The organism is Actinoplanes sp. NPDC089786, from assembly GCF_040684855.1.
Taxonomy (GTDB): Bacteria; Actinomycetota; Actinomycetes; order Mycobacteriales; family Micromonosporaceae; genus Actinoplanes.
This window is the reverse complement of sequence record NZ_JBFBGU010000022.1, coordinates 32,853-51,698: the sequence shown is the minus strand read 5'-3', so window position 1 is coordinate 51,698 and position 18,846 is coordinate 32,853. Positions and strand designations below refer to the sequence as shown.

The window sequence follows — 18,846 nt, the reverse complement described above, 5'->3', positions numbered from 1 at the left end:
GCCGGCCCCGGCCGCGCCACGTCACGTCAGCCCGAATGCCCGGGTGATCCGCTGGTCGACGGTGTTGCCCTTGGTGTCCCGGGCGGTGGTGCGCAGGGAGACGAATTGCGCGGTGGCCGGGGCGTCGAGGTGCGTACGCCAGCCGCGGTTGCCCTCCCGCAGCCGGCCGGGCCGCCAGGTGACGCCGTCGTCATAGGACACCTCGAGCGCCACCGACCGGATCGGACCGGCGCCCGTGGCGGTGGGCAGGGTGAGCGCCGAGATCGTCAGGCCGGCGTCCCGGGCCGCCCTGCCCGCGACGTCGGTGTCCACCGCGTAGTCGAGCTGGATCAGCGCCGGGACCTCGATCGGAGCCCCCGGAGCGACGGCACCCGAGGTGAAACCCCACTCCGTGCGGGTGTCGATCGAGTACGGACCGGCCCACGCGTCGCGCTTGTTCTCGGAGACCAGCCGGTAGGGCAGCCGTTCGTCGGCCAGGTTGCCGGCCTTCAGCTGCCGGTCGTAGCGATCGGTCTGGCCGACCAGCCGGTCGCCCTGGTAGAGCCGGATGGTGTTGTCCGCGTCCCAGGTGAACGTGTTGCCCTCGTGCGCGGCGCCCGAGTCACCCCAGCCGGGGATGACCGCGAAGAACCAGCCGCCCTCCTGCCGGAACACCGGGTTCGACGTGGCGTCCGGGATGAGGCGTGGCCGTTGCACCGGCCCGAACCAGTGCTCCTTGCGCACCGAGCCGGCCGGATACACCGTCGGGGCGTTGCGCTGGCCCTGCTCATCCAGGATCTGGACGTCGGTGGTCCAGGGAACCCCGGCGGTCACCCAGTCGACCCGGTCCCCGATGGCCGGGGTCACCGTGTACTCCAGCGAGCCGTTGACGTCCGAGCGGTTCTCCAGCAGCTGGGCCGGCCGCCAGTTGCGGAACGACGTGTTGATCCGGGCCAGGTTCTGGGCGGTGGCGCGGTAGGTGAGGTCGGCCGGCATCCGGGCCGGATAGTCGTGCACCAGGTCGTAGACGTACTCGGTGGACGGGCGCGAGGTCAGGGCGAGCCGGACGCGCCGCTCCGCCTGGATCCGGGTGATCAGCCGCTCGCCCTCGTCGCGGGTGAGGGTGGCCACGGTCAGCGGCGGCGGGTCGGCCGGCGCCCACACCGAGTCCGGCCAGGGCGCCGGCCGCCCGATGCCGTCGTTGACCACGACCAGCAGGCTCGCGCCCGCGGCGGCGGCCTCGGCGGCCTGCTGTTCGAGCGGGACCGTGTCGGTGCGGCGGACCACCAGGGCCTTGCCGCGGGCGTCCCCGCCGAGCACGGCGTCGACCTGGCTGTGCCCGCGGGGGAGGGGCGTCCGGGCCCGCTGGACGCGTACGTCGTCGTACGTCTCGCCGCCGGAGGCCACGGTCAGGGCGGGCTGGGTGAGGCGCCAGCGGCTGCCGAAGGCGAAGGTTCCCTCGGTCACCTTCCGGCTGGTGGGCAGGACCCACACGCTGTCGTACTCGGCGCTCGGGTTCCAGGCGTCCACCCACGAGCCGGCGCCGAAGTCGCGCTCGATCCGGTAACGCGACGCGGTCACGACGGCCGGCTGCGGTGTGGTCGCGGCGACCGGCTTGGCCTTGGCCGCGTCGAAGACGACCGTACGGTCCTGGTCGAGCTCGATGACCGGCACCGGCATGATGGCGAGGCCGCGGGACGACGGGCCGTGCGCGCCCTCGACGTCGGTGCTGAGCCAGGCGGTGTAGCCGCCCTCGGGCAGCCGCAGGGCCAGGGTGCCGGTGGCGTCGATCTGCTCGGTCCGGTTGAGGCCCGGCCCGAGCAGGACGAGCTGGCCGCCGGTCGGCTTCCCGGCGCGGTTCTTGGCCTTGAGGGTCAGCAGATGGCGTACGCCCTCGCGGCCGGCCGCGAGCGACGTCCGGATCGCCTGGTGGCCGGTCGCCGTCGCGCTGATGAACCCGGAGTGCAGCCGGTCGGCGGGCACCTGGTCGAACTCGAGGCTCGCGGTGACCGAGGCGGAGCCGTGCGCGGGCACCGTGATCTGCCGCGCCGACAGCGTGACGAAGTCGAGCCCGTCGAGCCTCAGGTCGAGGGTCACGGCCTGGTCGCCGGTGTTGGTGTAGCGGATCTCCCGGTCGACCGGGCCGTCCGGGGCGGTCGGGTAGGCCGGGTAGCCGAAGTTGACGACACCGGTCGCGAACACCGGGGCCGCCGTCGCCGCGGCCACGTCCAGTCGTCCGCTGCCGGCTTGGTAGATCGACACGTCCGGGGTCGGCTTGGTCGTGCTGACCAGCGCGTCCTTGAGCTGCTGGGCGGTCAGTCCCGGGTGTTCGGCGGCCAGCAGCGCCGCGGCGCCGGCGACGTGCGGGGCGGCCATCGAGGTGCCGCTCATCGTCAGGTACGAGCCTTCGCCCTCCGGGGCGTACTGCGAGCGGGCGGCCAGGATGCCGGCGCCCGGGGCGGTGAGCTCGGGCTTGACCGCCCGGTCGCCGAGCCGCGGTCCCTGGCTGGAGAAGAAGGTCAGCAGGTCGTCGTGGTCGACCGCGCCGACGGTCAGCGCGGCGTCGGCGACGCCCGGCGTGCCCACCGTGTACGCGCTCGGCCCGTCGTTACCGGCCGAGATCACGAACAGCGCGCCGGTCTCGGCGCTGAGCTGGTTGACGGCCATGCTCATCGGGTCGGTCCCGTCGGTCGGGTCCGCGCCCAGGCTCAGGTTGACGATGCGGGCGTGCTGCTCGCGGGTCGCCCACTCCATCGCGCTGATGATCCAGGACTCCTGGCCGAAGCCGTCGTCGGCGAGGACCTTGCCGATGTGCAGCCGCGCGCCGGGCGCGACGCCGCGCTCCAGGCCGCCGGAGGCGGCGCCGGTGCCGGCGATGGTGGACGCGACATGGGTGCCGTGGCCCGCGCCGTCCTCCACCGACGCGACGCCGGGCACGAAGGACCTGGTCGCCGCGATCTGACCGGCGACGTCCGGGTGGGCGGTGTCGATGCCGGTGTCCAGCACCGCGACGTCGACGCCGGCGCCGGTGTTGCCGGTCTTCCACACCTCGGGCGCGCCGATCTGCGCGGTGCTCTCGGCCAGCGCGCCCTTGGCCTTGCCGTCCAGCCAGACCTTGGCGATGCCGCTGGTCTTCAGGTTGGCGAGGAACGCGCCCGAACGCTCGGCGCTCAGGGCGGCACTGCGGATGCTGTTCAGCGGCCGGACGCCGGAGGCCCCACGCAGGGTGGTGGCGGTGCGCTGGGCGGCGGCCGACCGGTAGGTGACGATCAGCGGGATCCGGGCGCTGTGGGCGTCGTCGTACCCGTACTCGATCAGCTCGCTGAGGTTGAAGAGATCCTTGTCGAGCCGGCCGGAGGCCAGATAGGGCAGCGCGGCGTGCGGATAGACGTACGTGTCACCACCCTCGCGATGCTGGAGGAAGCCGGTCAGCCGGCCCTCGGCGTCGCGTACCTCGGGGTTCGACTCACCGCCGGTGACCTTGTCCCCGGTGATGAGCGTGACAGCGGTTCCGGCGGGGGCGGCCGGTGGTGCGGCGGCTGCGGCCGAGGCCGGGGCGACAACGGCCTGGGCGACGAGGATCGCCGCCAGCCCGAACCCGTGGAGGCGCAGAGACAACGAGAACCTCGCATACGTCGATCGATGGGAGCGTTCCCAGGATGATCAACGTATGTTACGAGGACAAGTCTCCGGACTCAGCCTTTGATGCCGGTTTCGGCCACACCCTGCACCAGATAGCGCTGGAGCAGCACGAACACCAGCACCAGCGGCGCGATCGAGACCGCGGCGGCCAGGAACAGCTCGTGCAGATTGATCGTCTGGGCGGTGAGGAACGTGCTCAGCGCCACCTGGACCGTCCACTTCGACGAGTCCTGGCCGACGATCAGCGGCCACAGGAACTGGTTCCAGTTGGTGATGAACGTGATCACCGCGATCGCCGAGAAGAAGGCCCCCGAGTTGGGCACCACGATCCGCCAGAACGAGCCGAACCAGCCCAGCCCGTCGATCCGGGCCGCCTCCTCGAGACCGCGCGGGAAGTTGAGGAAGTACTGCCGGAACAGGAACGTGGTGAAGCCGCTGAACAGGACCGGCACGATGATGCCCTGATAGGTGTCCACCCAGCGCAACTGGGACACGATGATGAACGTCGGTATGAACGTCACGGCCGGCGGGATCATCAACGTGACCAGCACCGCGTAGAAGATCGGGGTGGCCCAGCGGTACGGGATGCGGGCCAGGCCGTAGCCGGCCATCGAGCACAGCAGCAGCATCCCCAGGGTCTGCAGGACGGCCACGATCGCCGAGTTGCCCAGCGCCTGGAGGATGTTGACCGACGGGTCGGTGAACAGCTCCCCGAAGTTCTCCCAGTGCAGGGTGGTCGGGAACAGCTTCCAGTCGGCCGCGGTGATCTCGGTGTCGACCGAGAGCGCGTTGCGGACGATCAGATAGAACGGCACCAGGAAGAGCACGGCCGCGATGGTCAGGACGAGGTAGCGGGCCGAGGTGGCGAGCGCTTCGGCCGGCGTGCGGCGACGGGGGTTGGGCGGTGGCGAGGCCTCGTCCTCGGCGGCCACGGCCGGCGTCGTGGTGACGGTCATTCAGCCCTCCCGAAACCGAAGATCCGGCCCTGTGCCAGCGTCACGATCATGATCAGCAGCGCCAGGATGACGGCGCCGGCCGTGCCGTGCCCGTAGTCCTGGTTGCCCTGCGCCGTGTAGTACAGATAGACCAGCGGTGGCCGGGCGAACGACGAGTTGCCGAGCAGGTTGAAGAACTCGTCGAAGGCCTGGTACGCGTTGATCAACAGGAGCAGCAGGACCGCCACCGACGTCGCCCGCAGCTGCGGGAAGGTGATGTAGCGGAAGGTCTGCCAGCCCCGGCCGGCGCCGTCCACGTCGGCCGCCTCGTAGAGCTCCTTGGGAATCCGCTGGAGCCCGGCGATGAACAGGATCATGTAGAAGCCGAGCTGGAGCCAGAGCCGTACGGTGACGAGCACCAGCCAGTACCAGGGCGGGTCGCTGGAGGCCAGCCAGGCCACGTTGTCCACGCCGAACCAGCCGAGCACGGTGTTGGCCAGGCCGAACCGCACCCCGTTGAAGATGGACAGCTTCCAGACCAGCGAGGCCACCACGTACGAGCAGGCGGTCGGCAGGAAGAACACCGACCGGAAGAACGTGCGCATGAACCGGATCCGGTTGAGCAGCAGCGCCAGCCCCAGCGCCAGCGCGAAGGTCAGCGGCACGATGAACGCGGCGAAGACGGTGAAGGTGACCAGGCTGTCCAGGAACGGGCCGGGCTTGAGCAGGTCGATGTAGTTGCTCAGCCCGACCCAGTCGCCCGGGGTCACGGTGTTCTGGGCCCGCGAGAAGCTCAGGATCACCGACCAGATGATCGGCACGTAGACGAAGACGATCAGGCCGATCAGGAACGGGCCGACGAACACCCAGAACGCCGGGGCGACGCCGCGGACCCGTCCCTTGTTGCGCGCCGGGCTCGGCGGCGCCGCCACTTCGGTGGTGGCCATGCCTCAGCCGAAGAGCCGCTTGAGCTCAGCGTTGACGGCCTTTTCCGCCGTGGCGATGCTGCTGTCGATGTTGGCGCCCTTGCGGACGATCGCGGTGGCGGCGTCGGCGTAGGCGCTGTTCATCTTCGGCGTCCAGGCCGGGTTGGCGGCGACGGCGTAGTCGTTGAAGATCTTCAGCGCGTCGGCGGCCGGGCCCGCCTGGAGCTTGCTCGCCTTGGCGGCCAGCGACTTGCGCGGCGGGACGTGGAACCCGTAGCTGAGGTTGAAGTCCTCCTGGTTCTTGAGGTTCTCGATCCAGAGCCATTTGATGTACGCCTTGGCGGCGTCGACGTTCTTGGCCTTGGCGCTGACCATCGCGCCCCAGCCACCGGCGAAGGTGGACGGCTTGCCGACCGTCTTGCTGAAGGCCGGCCAGGGTACGACGCCGAAGTCGTCACCGACGGCCTTCTGGATGCCGGGCATGGCCCACAGGCCGCACCACTGCATGGCCGCCAGGCCCTGGGTGAACGAGGAGGGGTCCCACCAGTCGGTGGGCGAGCCCAGCAGGATCGACTTGGAGTTGAAGAGCTCCTGCATCTTGGCGAACGACTGCTTGGCCTCGGGGCTGGTGAAGCCGGGCTTGTTGTCGGCCGTGAGGTAGTCGCTGCCGACCGACCAGAGGATCTGGCCGAGCAGCGATCCGCCGCCGAACGCCGGGGTCACGCCGGCGTCGTTGCCGATGAACAGGCCCTTCTGCTCCTTGGTGTTCAGCGCCTTGGACGCCGCGATCAGCTCGTCGATGGTGGTCGGCGGCTGGATGCCGGCCTTGGCCAGGACGCTCTTGCGGTAGTAGAGGACGCCCATGTCGTCGACCATCTTGATCATGTAGATCTTGCCGTCGACGGTGGACGACTTGATGTCCGCCTCGGTGTAGTCGCTCTTCACGTCGGCGATGATGTCGTCCAGCGGCACGATCTGACCGCTTCTGACCTGGTCGATGTTGGGCGTGCTCTCGAAGACGTCCGGTCCCGACGTGGACAGCAGCCCCGAGTTGAGCTTGGAGGTGTAGTCGCCGGGCGTCCACTGGACGTTCACGGCGGCCTTGTCGTACTCCTTGGCGTAGCGCTCGACGGCCTGTTGGGTGCCGGCCTCGCCGTACTGGTGGTACCAGACGTTGAGCGGCGGCTTGGACCCGCTGCCTCCACCGCTGCTGCTGCCGCCGGACAGGCCGGAACTGCCCCCGCTGCACGCGGACAGGATGGGTCCGGCGGCGAGACCCGCCGCGCCGAGGCCGAGCCCTCGAAGGAGTCGTCGGCGATCGATTCCGTGGTCCTCCATGGCCAGCTCCCTGCCTGATTCGAGGCCGGTGAACTCGGCGACCCGAGACCACGACCGGGAACGTTTTGACACATATGAAACATGCTTGCAATCTGGTGCGACCGACCCTAGTACGCGTTCGTCGGCCGCGCACCTATCAAATTGATCACGGCGGTGACCGGGCCGTTCACGGTGCCGGCCGAGCCTGAAGCTCGCTTCAGGTCGGCGATACCGCGGCCTGGCATCATGTCGCCGGTGCGCATACTGCTGGTCGAGGACGAGCGCGACCTGGCCGCCTCGCTGCGGGCCGGGCTCGAGGCCGAGGGGTACGCGGTCGACGTCGCCCACGACGGGCGGGACGGGTGGAACCTGGCCCGGCTGTACCGGTACGACGTGTTCGTCCTCGACCTCATGCTGCCCGGCCTGAACGGCTTCCAGCTGTGCGAGCGCGTCCGCCGGGCCGGCCTCACCGCGCCGGTGCTGGTGCTCACGGCCAAGGACGGGGAGTACGACGAGGCGGAGGCGCTGGACACCGGCGCCGACGACTACCTGACCAAGCCGTTCTCGTACGTCGTCCTGCTGGCCCGGCTCCGGGCGCTCCTGCGCCGCCGGCCCGGACCCGCGCCGACCGAGTTGCGGGTCGGCGACCTGATCATCGACCAGGTCCGGCGCCGCTGCCGGCGTGGCCCGCAGGAGATCCCGCTGACCGCCAAGCAGTTCGCCGTGCTGGTCGCCCTGGCCCGCCGGCCGGGCGAGGTGGTCAGCAAGACGGAGATCATCGAGGAGGTGTGGGACATGGCGTTCGACGGCGACATCAACATCATCGAGGTGTACGTGTCCGCGCTGCGCCGCCGCGTCGACCTGCCGTTCGAGCGCCGCAGCATCGAGACCGTGCGCGGCGTCGGCTACCGGCTGGTCGACGGCCGTGCTTAGGCCGAGGCTCACCTCGGTCCGGGTCCGCACCACGCTCGCCGCGACGGCGGCGGCCGCGATCTGCTTCGGGTCCGGGGCCCTGTGGCTGCGCCACGAGCTCTACGACAACCGCTTCCAGGCGTCCACCGCGCAGACCGCGATCGGCGCGTGGGCTCTCGCCGACGCGGACGCCTCCGGTATCGGACGCCCGCCGGCCGACGGCTCGACCCGGTGGCTCGCGATCGACGGCGACAATCACGTGCGGGCGACCGAGAGCACCGATCGGCGGCGGGCGGCCGGGCTGACCGGCCACGGCGACCTGCCGGCGAAGGTCGACCCGGCGCGGCTGAGGGCCGGCCGCCGGCACCTCGCGAGCGGGATCAGCCAGGTCACGGTCCGGCTCGACGGCCGACCGGCCACGTTCGTCGCCGCGGACGTCCCGGCCGGCACCCGGACGTTCGTCGCCGCGGATGTCCGGGCCGGCGCCCGGACCGGGGTCACCTACTTCGTGCTGGTGTCGCCGGCCGAGGCCGAGGCCGCCGTCGACGCGGTCGACCCGGTCCTGGCCACCGGGTTGCCCGTCGCGGTGCTGCTGGTCGCCGCGGTCGCCTGGTTCACCGCGGGGCGGGCCTTGAAGCCGGTCGCCGCCCTGGTCGAGGCGGTGAGCGACGGGCTGGCCGCGATCACCTCGGCCGAACTGGACCTGCGGGTTCCGGTGCCGGACACCGGCGACGAGATCGAGGCGCTCGCGCTGACCGCCAACGCCACCCTGAACCGGCTCGAGGAGGCCGCGGTCCGGCAGCGCCGCTTCATCACCGACGCCGCCCACGAGTTGCGCAGCCCGCTGGCCGGCCTGCGCAACACGGTCGAGGTGGCCCGGGCCGGCGCCTTGGCCGCCGACCGGCCGGCCGCCCTGGACGTCGTGCTGGCGTCGGCGCGGCGGTTGCAGGACCTCACCGAGGACCTGTTGCTGCTGGCCCGGCTGGAACGACCGGGAACGCGGCCGGAACACCACGTCGACCTGGCGGCGATCGCGGAGGAGCAGGTGGCGGAACGGCGGTACGGGGGTGGTGGCCGGGTCGCGTTCACCGCGGTGGTGACCGGTCCGGCGGTGGTGACCGGGGACCAGCTTCAGCTGGAGCGGCTGGTGCGCAACCTGCTGGACAACGCGGACCGGCACGCCCGCGCCGCGGTGACGATCACGGTCTCGGCCGGGGGCGCCGAGGTGGTCACCGAGGTCGTCGACGACGGCGCCGGCATCGCGGCGGCCGACCGTGAGCGGGCGTTCGAACCGTTCACCCGGCTGGACGAGGCCCGGGCCCGGGACGGCGGCGGCTCCGGCCTGGGGCTGGCCATCGTCCAGGACATCGCGGCCCGGCACGGCGGCCGGATCCAGGTCGACAACGCTCCCGGGGCCCGGTTCACCCTCCGGTTTCCGGCCGCCGCGACCTGAGCCCGGCCGCGAGGAGCGGTGATCATACGACTCGCAAGATCACAGGACAAGGTTCGAACATGATCACTGTCTGAACGCCCATCATTCCTAACTGGATCTCCGTAACAATCGGTCAAGGCTCCTTAACTCGTTGCGGTTCAACGTGAGTAAATTCACCCCGACCATCCTGCGGTTTGTTCCCAGGACGGACTGTTTCGGAGCAAGCGCGGTGTTCGCGCCGAGGGTGAGTGAAGATGACTGCAGGGACGCGTCAGCGTCGGCGTGGGTGGCCGTTCGGCTCGATCTCGCGGAGGCTGTACCCACTTGTCATGATTGTTCCGGTGACCTTGCTCTTCTCCATGGTCTGGCAGTCGGTGGGGGAGCAGGTCTCGTTCGCCGACCTCGAGCGTGACGGCGTCCGGTACATCCAGGCGCTGGTGCCGCTGGAGATCGCGCTGGCCAACGCCGAGTCGGCCGCGGTCAGCGGGGCCCCGCCCCAGCGCGAGGTGCTGATCCGCGCGGTCGACGCGGTCGCCGCCGTCGACAGCGAACTCGGTGGCCGGCTGCGTACCCAGGACCGATGGACCGGACTTCGCACCAAGATCGAGTCTCTGCCGGCCAGCGGCACCCCGGCGACGATGATCGACGCCTACAGCGGAACCAACGACCTGCTGCTGGCCCTGATCGACAAGGTACGCAACAACTCGAAGCTGATCCGCGACCCGGACGCCGACAGCTACTACCTGGGTGACGGCGCGGCCCAGGAGCTCCCGGAAGGCATCACCGCTGCCGCCGGCTACACCGATCGCCTGATCAGCGCGGCCGGACTGACCGGGTCGGCCCGGGCCGACGCCCTGGTCGACATCAACGCGGCGCGCTCCGACCTGGTCAGCAATGCTCGCGACCTCACCGACGACGTCCGGCTGGCCGTCGAGGGCACCGGCAGCCGGAGCCTCGGCGGCGCCCTGCTGAACAAGCTCGACCGCTTCAACCGGTCGATCGACAGCCTGCTGCCGCTGATGACGCCGCTGACCTCCGGCCGGGGCCGCATCGACGTGGCCCAGGTCGGGCGGGCCCGCGTCGAGATGCAGGCCGCGGCCGCGGATCTCTCGGCGGCGCTGCTCGACCAGATCGACATCGCGCTGCGCGACCGGCTCTCGTCGCTCAGCCAGCGCCGCCTGCTGACCATCGGGACGCTGGTGCTGGCCGCGCTGCTGATGCTCGCGCCGATCGTGCTGGGCCTGGTCCGGCGCGACCGGGGCACGACCGCGGGCCGGCCGGACCGGCCGGCGCCGCCACCGGGTCCCGGCCGGTCGGCTCCGGCGCGCCCGGCTCCGGCCCATCAGGCTCCGGCCCATCAGGCTCCGGCGCATCCGGCCCCGGCCCATCAGGTTTCGGCGCGCCAGCCGGCCATGCACCAGACCGCCGCGCCGCCGGCCCAATGGCCCCCGGCCCGGACCGCGGCCGCGTCCGACCCGGAGTTCGCACGATGGGAGCGTTTCGGTGCTCCTCAGTAGGCTCCGCATCCGCGGCAAGCTGACCCTGCTGGTGATGATCCCGCTGCTGGCGATGGCGGGCCTGGTCGTGCCGGTGGTCCGCGGCCTGGTCGCCGACGCCGGGCAGGCGACCGAGATCGACAACGCGGCCACGGTGGCCGGCCGGATCGGCGGGCTGCTCCAGGACCTGGAGCGCGAGCGGCTGCTCTCGGTCGGGTTCGTGCTCGGTGTGGTCGACGAGGACGACCTCACCCTGCAGACCGCGCTGGTCACCGACCGGGTCCTCGACGTCCGGGAGGATCTGGGCGACGAGGTGCCGCCCGCGCTGGGCGCGGTGACCGAGGCGCCGATGGTCGCGATGCGCAGCCGGGTGCGGCTCAAGCGGATCCCGCCGCAGGAGATCCTCGACCGGTTCGGTCCGGTGCTGGACGGCCTCATCGAGTCGCTCGAGCTGGTGCGGCACGCCGACGCCGACACCGCCGCCGGCCGGCAGCTCATCGCGCTGGACGCGTTGCTGCGGATGGACGAGGCCAGCACCGAGAGCACCGCCCAGCTGGCCATCATGGCCGGCGGCAACGTCGGGCGCCAGGACGTGAAGTACCACGAGGAACGGGCCGAGTACGACACCAACCTGGCCCGGTTCGCGGCCTTCGCCACCGAGCCCCAGCAGCGCCTGTACGACCTGGTCACGGCCGCCTTCGACCAGCGTGTCGGCGACAACTTCGAGGACGATTTCGAGGCCGATCCGAACGGCACGATGGCCGGGCTGCCGATCGGCACGCTGTTCCCGGCCCTCCAGTCGTTCAACTCGCTCGGCAGCTTCGTCGAGAAGCGCCTCGTCGACGACGTCACCGCCCTGGTCTCGGACCAACGGCAACGGCAGCTGACCACCGCGTACGGTATCGGCGCCCTGGCCCTGTTCGTGCTGCTCGCCGTGCTGATCCTGGTGGCCGCGGTGGCCCGGGCCGTGGCGGTGCCGCTGATCCGGCTCAGCCGCTCGGCGGCCCAGGTGGCCGAGGCCGGCGAGACGGAACTGCGGCGGGTCGCCGACGACGAGAGTGAGACGGTCGAACCGGTGCACCTCGAAGTGCTCCAGGTGAGCTCGAACGACGAGATCGGCGACCTGGCCCGCGTCTTCGAACGGGTGCAGAGCACCTCGTCGCAGCTGGTCGAGCGCCAGGTGCTCAGCCGGCGCAACGTCGCCGAGATGTTCGGCCACATCGGCCGGCGTACCCAGAACCTGGTCGGCGGGCAGGTGAGCCTGATCGACGAGCTGGAGAACGAGGAGGCCAACCCGGACCGGCTGGCCAAGCTCTACCGGCTCGACCACATCGCCAACCGCCTGCGGCGCAGCGCCGACAGCCTGGTCGTGATCTCCGGGTCCGAGCGGGAGGAGAGCCACCGGTCCCCGGTCCGGCTGGTCGACGTGGTGCGGCTGGCCCTGGCCGAGATCGAGGAGTACACCCGGGTCGACGTCGACGTCCCGCTCGACCTGTCGGTGGCGCCCGCCCTGGTCAGCGACCTGGTGCTGATCTGCGCCGAGCTGCTCGAGAACGCGACCAGCTACTCCCCGCCGCACACCCGGGTGAGCGTCAGCGCCCGGGCCGTGCCGGACGGCGTCCGGCTGGTCGTCGTCGACCACGGCATCGGCATGCCCGACGAGCGGCTCACCGAGGAGAACGCCCGGATCGCCCGCCGCGAGCGGCTCGACCTGGTGCCGAGCCAGGTCCTCGGCCTGTTCGTGGTCGGCCGGCTGTCCCGGCGCCACGGGCTCGAGGTCGCGCTGGCGCACACGCCCGGCGGTGGAGTCACCGTCGGCGTGAACATCGGTGACGCGCTGCTGGCCGGCGATCCCGTGGCCCCGGCGATGCCGGTGTCGCCGGCCGTGCCGGTACGGCAGATCGTGCCCGCCCCGGCCGTGGTCCCGCTGACCGAGTGGTCACCGTCGCCGTGGGACGACGCCGGCTCGGCCGGGACCGTGCCTCGGAGCCCCGGCGGGCTCCAGCCCACCGAGACCGAGGCGCTGTCCCGGGTCAGCGACCTGATGCGGCGCGAGCAGTTCTCCTGGAACGCGTTCGAGGTCGTCCGCAGCCTGCCCGCGGCGCCGCCGCGCCAGGAAGCGCCCCCGCCCCCACCCGCACGGCCCGAGCCGCCCGCGCCGCAGCCGGTGGCCGACGCCGACGGCCGGTCGCTCAGCCGGCGCGTGCCCGGCGCCACCCTGTCCCCGCACGACCCTCCGCCGGCCCGGGCCGCCGGTCTGTCCTCGGTCGAGCAGGACCCGGACGCGGCCCGCAGCCTCATCGAGCAGATCGAGTCGGGGGTGGCGCGCGCGCTCCACGACGCATCGCACCGGAACCACCAGTGAAAAGGGAGCACCACGATGGACGGCATCCATACTCACGACCGCAACATCCCGGTCGTGGAGTACAGCGCCGAAGTGAAGACGTTCAACTGGCTCCTCGGCTCCTTCACCACCCGGACGGCCGGTGTGGAGGAGGCGATCGCGGTGTCGTCGGACGGTCTGCTCATGGCGAAGGCGTCCAAGCGGGACCGGGGCAGCTCCGACCGCCTGGCCGCGGTGGTGTCGGGCATGACCAGCCTCGCGGGCGGCGCGGCCGAGTGGTACCGGCTGGGCGCGCTGAACCGGGTCGTGGTCGACCTGGCCGACGGCTTCCTGCTCGCCACCACGATCAGCCGGGGTTCCGTCCTCGGCGTGATCGCGAGCCGGTCGGCCAACCTCGGCACCGTGGCGTACGAGATGACGCTCTTCGGCTCGCGCGCGGGAGCGACCCTCACGCCGGGCCTGATCGCGGAACTGAAGAGAGCCGCGCAGATGTGAGTGAGCCGATCGGGAGAATCCCCCCGTACCTGCGGACCCCACCGGCCGCCGCGGCGCCGGCCCCACCTCCGCCCCCGATCCACCACGACGCGGGTCACGCCGGCGGCGACCAGGTCCGGCAGCGCCCGTTCGTGCTGACCTCGGGCCGGGTCAACGCGGTCGACCGCGAGATCGAGTTCGAGACCCAGGTGACGCTGCGGCCCTACGACCCGCGGACCGGCCGGGTGCCGCTCGCCTCGCTGGGCCCGGAGATGCAGGCGATGGTCGCGCTGTGCCAGGAGCCGACCTCGGTCGCCGAGATCTCCGCACGGCTGCGCCTGCACCTCGGCGTCACCAAGATCCTGGTCGCCGACCTGCGCGCCGCGGGCTACCTCGACGTCCACGTGGCCGACACCATGAGCCCCCATTCCCCCGAACTCATCCTGCGAGTGATGCGTGGACTACGTGCGATCTCCTGACGCGGCCGTCACCACCCGGCGACCGCCGGTCCCAGTCAAGATCATCGTCGCCGGCGGCTTCGGCGTCGGCAAGACGACCACGGTGCGGTCGATCTCCGAGATCGCCCCGCTGACCACCGAGGCCGAGATGACCGAGGTGTCGGTCGGCGTCGACCGGACGCGGTCGGAGAGCCTGAAGACCACCACCACGGTGGCCATGGACTTCGGCTGCGTGACCATCGACCACAGCCTCAAGCTCTACCTGTTCGGCACGCCCGGTCAGGACCGGTTCGGCTTCATGTGGGACGACCTGATCAACGGCGCGCTGGGCGCGCTCGTCGTGGTGGACTGCTCCCGGCTGGACGACTGCTTCCAGGCCGTCGACTACTTCGAGCGGGCCGGGCTCCCGTTCGCGGTCGCGCTGAACACCTTCGACGGCCGGCTCCCGTACGACATCACCGAGGTCCGCTGGGCCCTGGCCGTCAACGACCGGGTGCCGGTGGTGGCCTTCGACGCCCGGACGCGCACCTCGGTCCGCGACGCCCTGCTGGTCGTCCTCGAGAAGGCCCTCGACCAGGTCCTGCACCCCGCGGCCCCACGTTAGCGTTAAGAAGGCGTCAAGAGGCGGGCGGGCCCGGGCCGGGTCGCGCATCCTGGCGGGATGAACGTGAGCGGGCGGGACCCCGTGCGTCTGGCCGTCGTGGTCGGGGCGCTCGGTGTGGTGTTCGGGGACATCGGCACCAGCCCGATCTACACCCTGCAGACCGTGTTCAACCCGGAGGACCCCCATCCCGTGCCGGTGAGCACGGGCAACGTGTACGGGGTGGTGTCCCTGGTGTTCTGGTCCATGATGATCATCGTCACGGTCACCTACATCCTGCTGGCCATGCGGATCGACAACGACGGCGAGGGCGGCATCATGGCGCTCATCGCCCTGGTCCGCCGCCGGGGCGCCCAGCAGGGCCGCCGCACCGCCGTGGTGCTGGCCGCGGTCGGCCTCTTCGGCGCCTCGCTGTTCTTCGGCGACAGCATGATCACCCCGGCCATCTCGGTGCTCTCCGCGGTCGAGGGCCTGAAGGTCGTCGAGCCGTCGCTGGGCGCCCTGGTCGTGCCGATCACCGCGGTGATCATCGTGGTGCTGTTCGCCGTGCAGCGGCGCGGGACGGCCGCGGTCGGCCGGGTCTTCGGGCCGGTGATGATCCTCTGGTTCGTGGTCATCGGGCTGTGCGGGGCGATCGGCGTCGCCGGAAATCCGGCGATCCTCCGGGCGCTGTCGCCGACGTACGCGATCGGCTTCCTGACCGGCCACTTCGGCATCGCGTTCTTCGCGCTGGCCGCGATCGTGCTCGCGGTGACCGGCGCCGAGGCGCTGTACGCGGACCTGGGCCACTTCGGCCGGCGCCCGATCAGCCGGGGCTGGCTGTTGCTGGTCTTCCCGGCCGGTGTCCTCAGCTACCTCGGCCAGGGCGCGCTGATCCTCGAGGACCCGGCCAACATCAGCAGCCCGTTCTTCCTGCTGGTGCCCGAGTGGGGCCGGCTGCCGCTGGTGCTGCTGGCCACGGCGGCCACGGTGATCGCCGCCCAGGCGGTGATCACCGGCGCGTTCTCGGTCGCGTCCCAGGCGGCCCAGCTCGGTTACCTGCCGCGGCTGCGGATCGCGCACACCTCGGAGTCGTCGATCGGCCAGATCTACGTGCCGTGGATCAACTGGCTGCTGCTGGTGTCCGTACTCACCCTGGTCTTCGCCTTCCGTTCCTCGGCCGCGCTGGCGTACGCCTTCGGCATGGCCGTCACCGGCACGATCACCATCACCACGCTGCTGTTCTTCTATGTCGCCCGGTGGAAGTGGAACGCGCCGCTGTGGCTGATCGGCGTCGGCGCGACCGCCCTGCTGCTGGTGGACCTGCTGTTCGTGGCGGCCAACCTGACCAAGCTGGCGCACGGGGCCTGGCTGCCGCTGCTGATCGGGCTCACCGCGTTCACCCTGATGACGACCTGGCAGCGCGGCCGGCAGATCGTCACGGCCGAGCGGGAGCGGCGCGAAGGATCGCTGCGCGAGTTCATCGACGACCTGCGGGACAACGCGTCGTCGATCGCGCGGGTGCCGGGCACCGCGGTCTTCCTGAACCGCGGCAAGCTGACCGCGCCGCTGGCCATGCGGGCCAACGTCGAGCACAACCGGGTCCGCCACGACCAGGTCGTGATCCTGTCGTTGCAGACCGAGCCGGTGCCGCGGGTGCCGGCCGAGGACCGGATCAGCGTCGACGACCTCGGGTACGACGAGGACGGCATCATCCACGTCATCGCCCGGTTCGGGTACATGGAGACCCCGGACGTGCCGGCCACCCTGCGCACCCTCGCGACCTCGTCGGCCGAGGCGACCGAGGGGCCGCTGCAGCTGGATCAGGCGTCGTACTTCCTGTCGAAGATCGAGCTCCGGTCGGGCCACGGGCCGACGATGGCGGCCTGGCGGAAGCGGCTGTTCGTGGCCACCTCCTACGTCACCGCGGACGCCGCCGAGTACTTCGGCCTGCCCCGGGACCGCACCGTCATCATGGGTTCGCACATCGAGGTGTGACCAAGATTGCAACGTCGCACCCTGGTTGTTCGTAGGTAAGACGGTGAAGAGCCTGCTGGCCGACGCGCCCTCGATCGAGCCGGCCCCGGAGCGTGACCCCGGGGCCGTGCTCGATCATCTCGTCCGCCGCGGCGTGCGCTACACCACCTGGGCCGGGTGGCAGCGCCTGGACGCGCACGAGATCGCCCTCGGCGTGCCACACGACCGCAAGCGGATCAAGGTCGTCGACCGCCAGGAGCTGATCGACATCTGCGCCTCGTAGGACCGCCCATCAGGGCAGCTGACGCAGATCCGGGCGGCGGAGCGACGACGTGGCCGGAGCCGGCGCGGTCTTCACCTGGGGTGCCGTGGCGCCCGCCGGCGGCAGTGAGCCACTGGCCACCGGCAGCGTGAGCGAGCTGCCGGCCAGGTCCAGGCTCAGGGTCGCGCCCATGGTCGACGGGGTCGAGTACTCGTTGTCGCTCTGCTGCAGGATCAGCCCGAGGACGTGCCCGGTGCGCACGATCTGGTCGGTGGCCTGCAGCGGAACGTCGATCGTGTACCAGCGGCCGGGCGTCAGCGGGGTCCGGAACCGCAGCGACACGTGGTGGGCCGCGTCCTGCCAGCCGCGGGTCAGCACCGCGTGGTCATCGGTGACCACGTCCTCGGCCGTGTCGAGGTAGCAGGCGTCGTCGGCCGCGGTCGACGATCCCCAGCACGACTCGGTGCCCAGCGTGGTGATGCCCTCCTCGGGTCCCTGGTAGTTCACCCGGGCCGCGGTGCCGTAGTCGACCAGCCGCGCGGTCAGCTCGGTCGTCGGCCGGTCCACCTTGACCTTGAGCGTGGCCGTGGGGATGCCGGAGAGCCGCAGGTCGCGACGCAGGGGAGCGGACAGGAAGGCGACCCGGCCCGGTACCGGCGTGTTCGGGGTGGCGGTGGCCTCGGCCTCGAACAGGTCGGGGTTGTCGGTCCAGGTGCGCTTCGCGTTTCCGGAGGAGCCGCCGAGCGTGCCCGTCACACCGTCGCCGTTGCCCAGGCCGACCCGCACCGGGCGGGTGCCGGCGGCCGGCCAGGTGCGCTGGTCGACCCAGGTGCCGGGCGCGGTCTCGACGCTGGCCTGCGGCGCCCGGTCGATGCCGTTGCGCAGCCCCTGCAGATAGAAGTCGAACCAGCGGTGCAGTGTCTCGACCCAGGCGGCGCGGCGGAAGTCGAACGGGTCGACATGGCCCTGCTGCGCGAGCCAGATCTTCTTCGGCGTACGCAGGGCGCTCCACCAATGGGCGAACTGCGAGGTGGTGACGTTGGTGTCGTTGACGCCGTGCACCACGAACACGCTGGCCTTCACCCGGCTCGCCTTCGGGCGGTAGTTGCGCTCGGCCCAGAAGGCGTTGAGGTCGCCGGTGTCGTCCCCGCTCCCGGTGGCCAGCTCCGCCAGGTTGGCCGTGCACGCCTCGGGCCGGCTGCTGACGTACTCGCTGAGGAAGGTGGCGTAGCCCGGGGAGCGGATGACGCCGTTGAAGCGGGTGTAGTCGTACCAGCTGGAGATGCCGGCGATCGGCACGATCGTCTCGAGCCCCTCGACGCCGGTCGCGGCCACGCCGTTGGCGATCGACCCGTCCCACGACTTGCCGATCATGCCGACCTTGCCGTTGGTCCACCGGGTGGCCACCGCCGGGCTGCCGTCGGCGTACGTGGCCCGGGCCCGGCCGTTGAGCCAGTCGACGACCGCCTTGGCCCCGAGCACCTCGTTCCGGCCGCCGACGTCCTCACAGCCGGTGGAGCGGTTGGTGCCCGGCAGGTCGACGGCGACGAAGGCGTACCCGCGGGGCACGAAGTAGTTGTCGTAGAACAGCGGTTCCTTGGCGATGGTTCCGTTCGCGTCGTACTCCTTGAGCTCGCCCTCGTTGCCGCGGCCGCAGCACGCGTAGTAGGGCGAGGCCTCCATGACCACGGGCACGCGCTGGTGCGCGGCCGCCGTCTCCCGAGGGCGGACGAGATCGACCGCGACCTTGTCCGGAACGCCGTCGAGGTCACCGTCCAGGGTGGTCTGCACCCAGACGCTCTCCCGGATGGCGTTCTCGTACGAATAGGCCGGCACTGTGCTGGTCCCGCGCACGTGCGGGGCGGTGGGCGCTGCTTGCGCCGGCGCCGCCGCAAGGGCGAGCGCGGTCGCCGCCCCCGCGACGGCGGCCAGGATGGTCTTCATCATGAACTTCGATGAAAGGGTACGGCGGGCCGAACCGCAATACCCCCTGCTTACCGGGCTCCGATGTGGGTCGGGCCCGAACCCCGCTGTCTCCGCCGCCTACGACGCGGAGGGCGCCGGGCGCGGGCATCTGGCCGACGCCGTCGAGCTCGTCCGGCGGTGGGCGGT

General features: G+C 71.3%; 14 protein-coding genes. 9 read left to right on the top strand and 5 right to left on the bottom strand.

Annotated elements, in window-relative coordinates; all coding sequences use genetic code 11:
- Positions 1 to 21 precede the first annotated feature (21 nt).
- From AB0O15_RS38740 to AB0O15_RS38725, 4 genes are all read right to left on the bottom strand, one after another.
- Positions 22 to 3,597, bottom strand: coding sequence for a S8 family serine peptidase (locus AB0O15_RS38740; protein WP_364329901.1), 3,576 nt, complete (start codon positions 3,595 to 3,597; stop codon positions 22 to 24).
- Between the two features lie 77 nt (positions 3,598 to 3,674).
- Positions 3,675 to 4,577 (bottom strand): carbohydrate ABC transporter permease, encoded by a 903-nt coding sequence (locus AB0O15_RS38735; protein ID WP_364329898.1) that lies wholly within the window; start codon positions 4,575 to 4,577, stop codon positions 3,675 to 3,677.
- Positions 4,574 to 5,503 (bottom strand): sugar ABC transporter permease, encoded by a 930-nt coding sequence (locus tag AB0O15_RS38730; protein ID WP_364329895.1) that lies wholly within the window; start codon positions 5,501 to 5,503, stop codon positions 4,574 to 4,576. Before AB0O15_RS38730 ends, AB0O15_RS38735 begins: the two co-directional genes overlap by 4 nt.
- 3 nt (positions 5,504 to 5,506) lie before the next feature.
- Complete coding sequence (locus tag AB0O15_RS38725; protein WP_364329892.1) at positions 5,507 to 6,820, bottom strand: sugar ABC transporter substrate-binding protein; 1,314 nt, start codon at positions 6,818 to 6,820, stop codon at positions 5,507 to 5,509.
- A 234-nt stretch (positions 6,821 to 7,054) separates the two neighbouring features.
- Between AB0O15_RS38725 and AB0O15_RS38720 the strand changes: the two genes are divergently transcribed.
- From AB0O15_RS38720 to AB0O15_RS38680, 9 genes are all read left to right on the top strand, one after another.
- A complete protein-coding gene (locus tag AB0O15_RS38720) occupies positions 7,055 to 7,732 on the top strand; it encodes a response regulator transcription factor (protein WP_364329889.1) in 678 nt (225 codons plus the stop codon).
- The gene (locus tag AB0O15_RS38715; RefSeq protein ID WP_364329886.1) at positions 7,725 to 9,164 is read left to right on the top strand and encodes a HAMP domain-containing sensor histidine kinase; all 1,440 of its coding nucleotides are present in this window, start codon (positions 7,725 to 7,727) and stop codon (positions 9,162 to 9,164) included. Before AB0O15_RS38720 ends, AB0O15_RS38715 begins: the two co-directional genes overlap by 8 nt.
- A gap of 320 nt (positions 9,165 to 9,484) precedes the next feature.
- Positions 9,485 to 10,660, top strand: a complete 1,176-nt coding sequence (locus AB0O15_RS38710; RefSeq protein WP_364329883.1) for a hypothetical protein — start codon at positions 9,485 to 9,487, stop codon at positions 10,658 to 10,660.
- The gene (locus AB0O15_RS38705) at positions 10,647 to 13,004 is read left to right on the top strand and encodes a nitrate- and nitrite sensing domain-containing protein (RefSeq protein ID WP_364329880.1); all 2,358 of its coding nucleotides are present in this window, start codon (positions 10,647 to 10,649) and stop codon (positions 13,002 to 13,004) included. Before AB0O15_RS38710 ends, AB0O15_RS38705 begins: the two co-directional genes overlap by 14 nt.
- A gap of 15 nt (positions 13,005 to 13,019) precedes the next feature.
- Positions 13,020 to 13,478 (top strand): roadblock/LC7 domain-containing protein, encoded by a 459-nt coding sequence (locus AB0O15_RS38700; RefSeq protein WP_364329877.1) that lies wholly within the window; start codon positions 13,020 to 13,022, stop codon positions 13,476 to 13,478.
- A complete protein-coding gene (locus AB0O15_RS38695; protein ID WP_364329874.1) occupies positions 13,475 to 13,936 on the top strand; it encodes a DUF742 domain-containing protein in 462 nt (153 codons plus the stop codon). Before AB0O15_RS38700 ends, AB0O15_RS38695 begins: the two co-directional genes overlap by 4 nt.
- A complete protein-coding gene (locus tag AB0O15_RS38690) occupies positions 13,914 to 14,519 on the top strand; it encodes an ATP/GTP-binding protein (protein WP_364329871.1) in 606 nt (201 codons plus the stop codon). The genes AB0O15_RS38695 and AB0O15_RS38690 overlap by 23 nt, the downstream gene beginning before the upstream one ends.
- 57 nt (positions 14,520 to 14,576) lie before the next feature.
- Positions 14,577 to 16,493, top strand: coding sequence for a KUP/HAK/KT family potassium transporter (locus tag AB0O15_RS38685; RefSeq protein ID WP_364329868.1), 1,917 nt, complete (start codon positions 14,577 to 14,579; stop codon positions 16,491 to 16,493).
- 43 nt (positions 16,494 to 16,536) lie between these two features.
- Entirely contained in the window at positions 16,537 to 16,755 is a 219-nt protein-coding gene (locus tag AB0O15_RS38680) for a hypothetical protein (RefSeq protein WP_364329865.1), read from the top strand.
- Positions 16,756 to 16,764: 9 nt separating this feature from the next.
- On the opposite strand, the gene AB0O15_RS38675 is transcribed toward AB0O15_RS38680, so the two are convergent.
- Positions 16,765 to 18,681 carry a Xaa-Pro dipeptidyl-peptidase gene (locus tag AB0O15_RS38675; RefSeq protein ID WP_364329862.1) on the bottom strand — a complete coding sequence of 639 codons (1,917 nt, stop codon included), beginning with the start codon at positions 18,679 to 18,681 and terminating at the stop codon, positions 16,765 to 16,767.
- Positions 18,682 to 18,846 lie beyond the last annotated feature (165 nt).

Bases quoted from the DNA above. Each gene is read 5' to 3' on its own strand.
- AB0O15_RS38735 (WP_364329898.1), bottom strand. From the start codon at position 4,577: ATGACCGTCACCACGACGCCGGCCGTGGCCGCCGAGGACGAGGCCTCG.
- AB0O15_RS38730 (WP_364329895.1), bottom strand. From the start codon at position 5,503: ATGGCCACCACCGAAGTGGCGGCGCCGCCGAGCCCGGCGCGCAACAAG.
- AB0O15_RS38725 (WP_364329892.1), bottom strand. From the start codon at position 6,820: ATGGAGGACCACGGAATCGATCGCCGACGACTCCTTCGAGGGCTCGGC.
- AB0O15_RS38700 (WP_364329877.1), top strand. From the start codon at position 13,020: ATGGACGGCATCCATACTCACGACCGCAACATCCCGGTCGTGGAGTAC.
- AB0O15_RS38685 (WP_364329868.1), top strand. From the start codon at position 14,577: ATGAACGTGAGCGGGCGGGACCCCGTGCGTCTGGCCGTCGTGGTCGGG.
- AB0O15_RS38675 (WP_364329862.1), bottom strand. From the start codon at position 18,681: ATGATGAAGACCATCCTGGCCGCCGTCGCGGGGGCGGCGACCGCGCTC.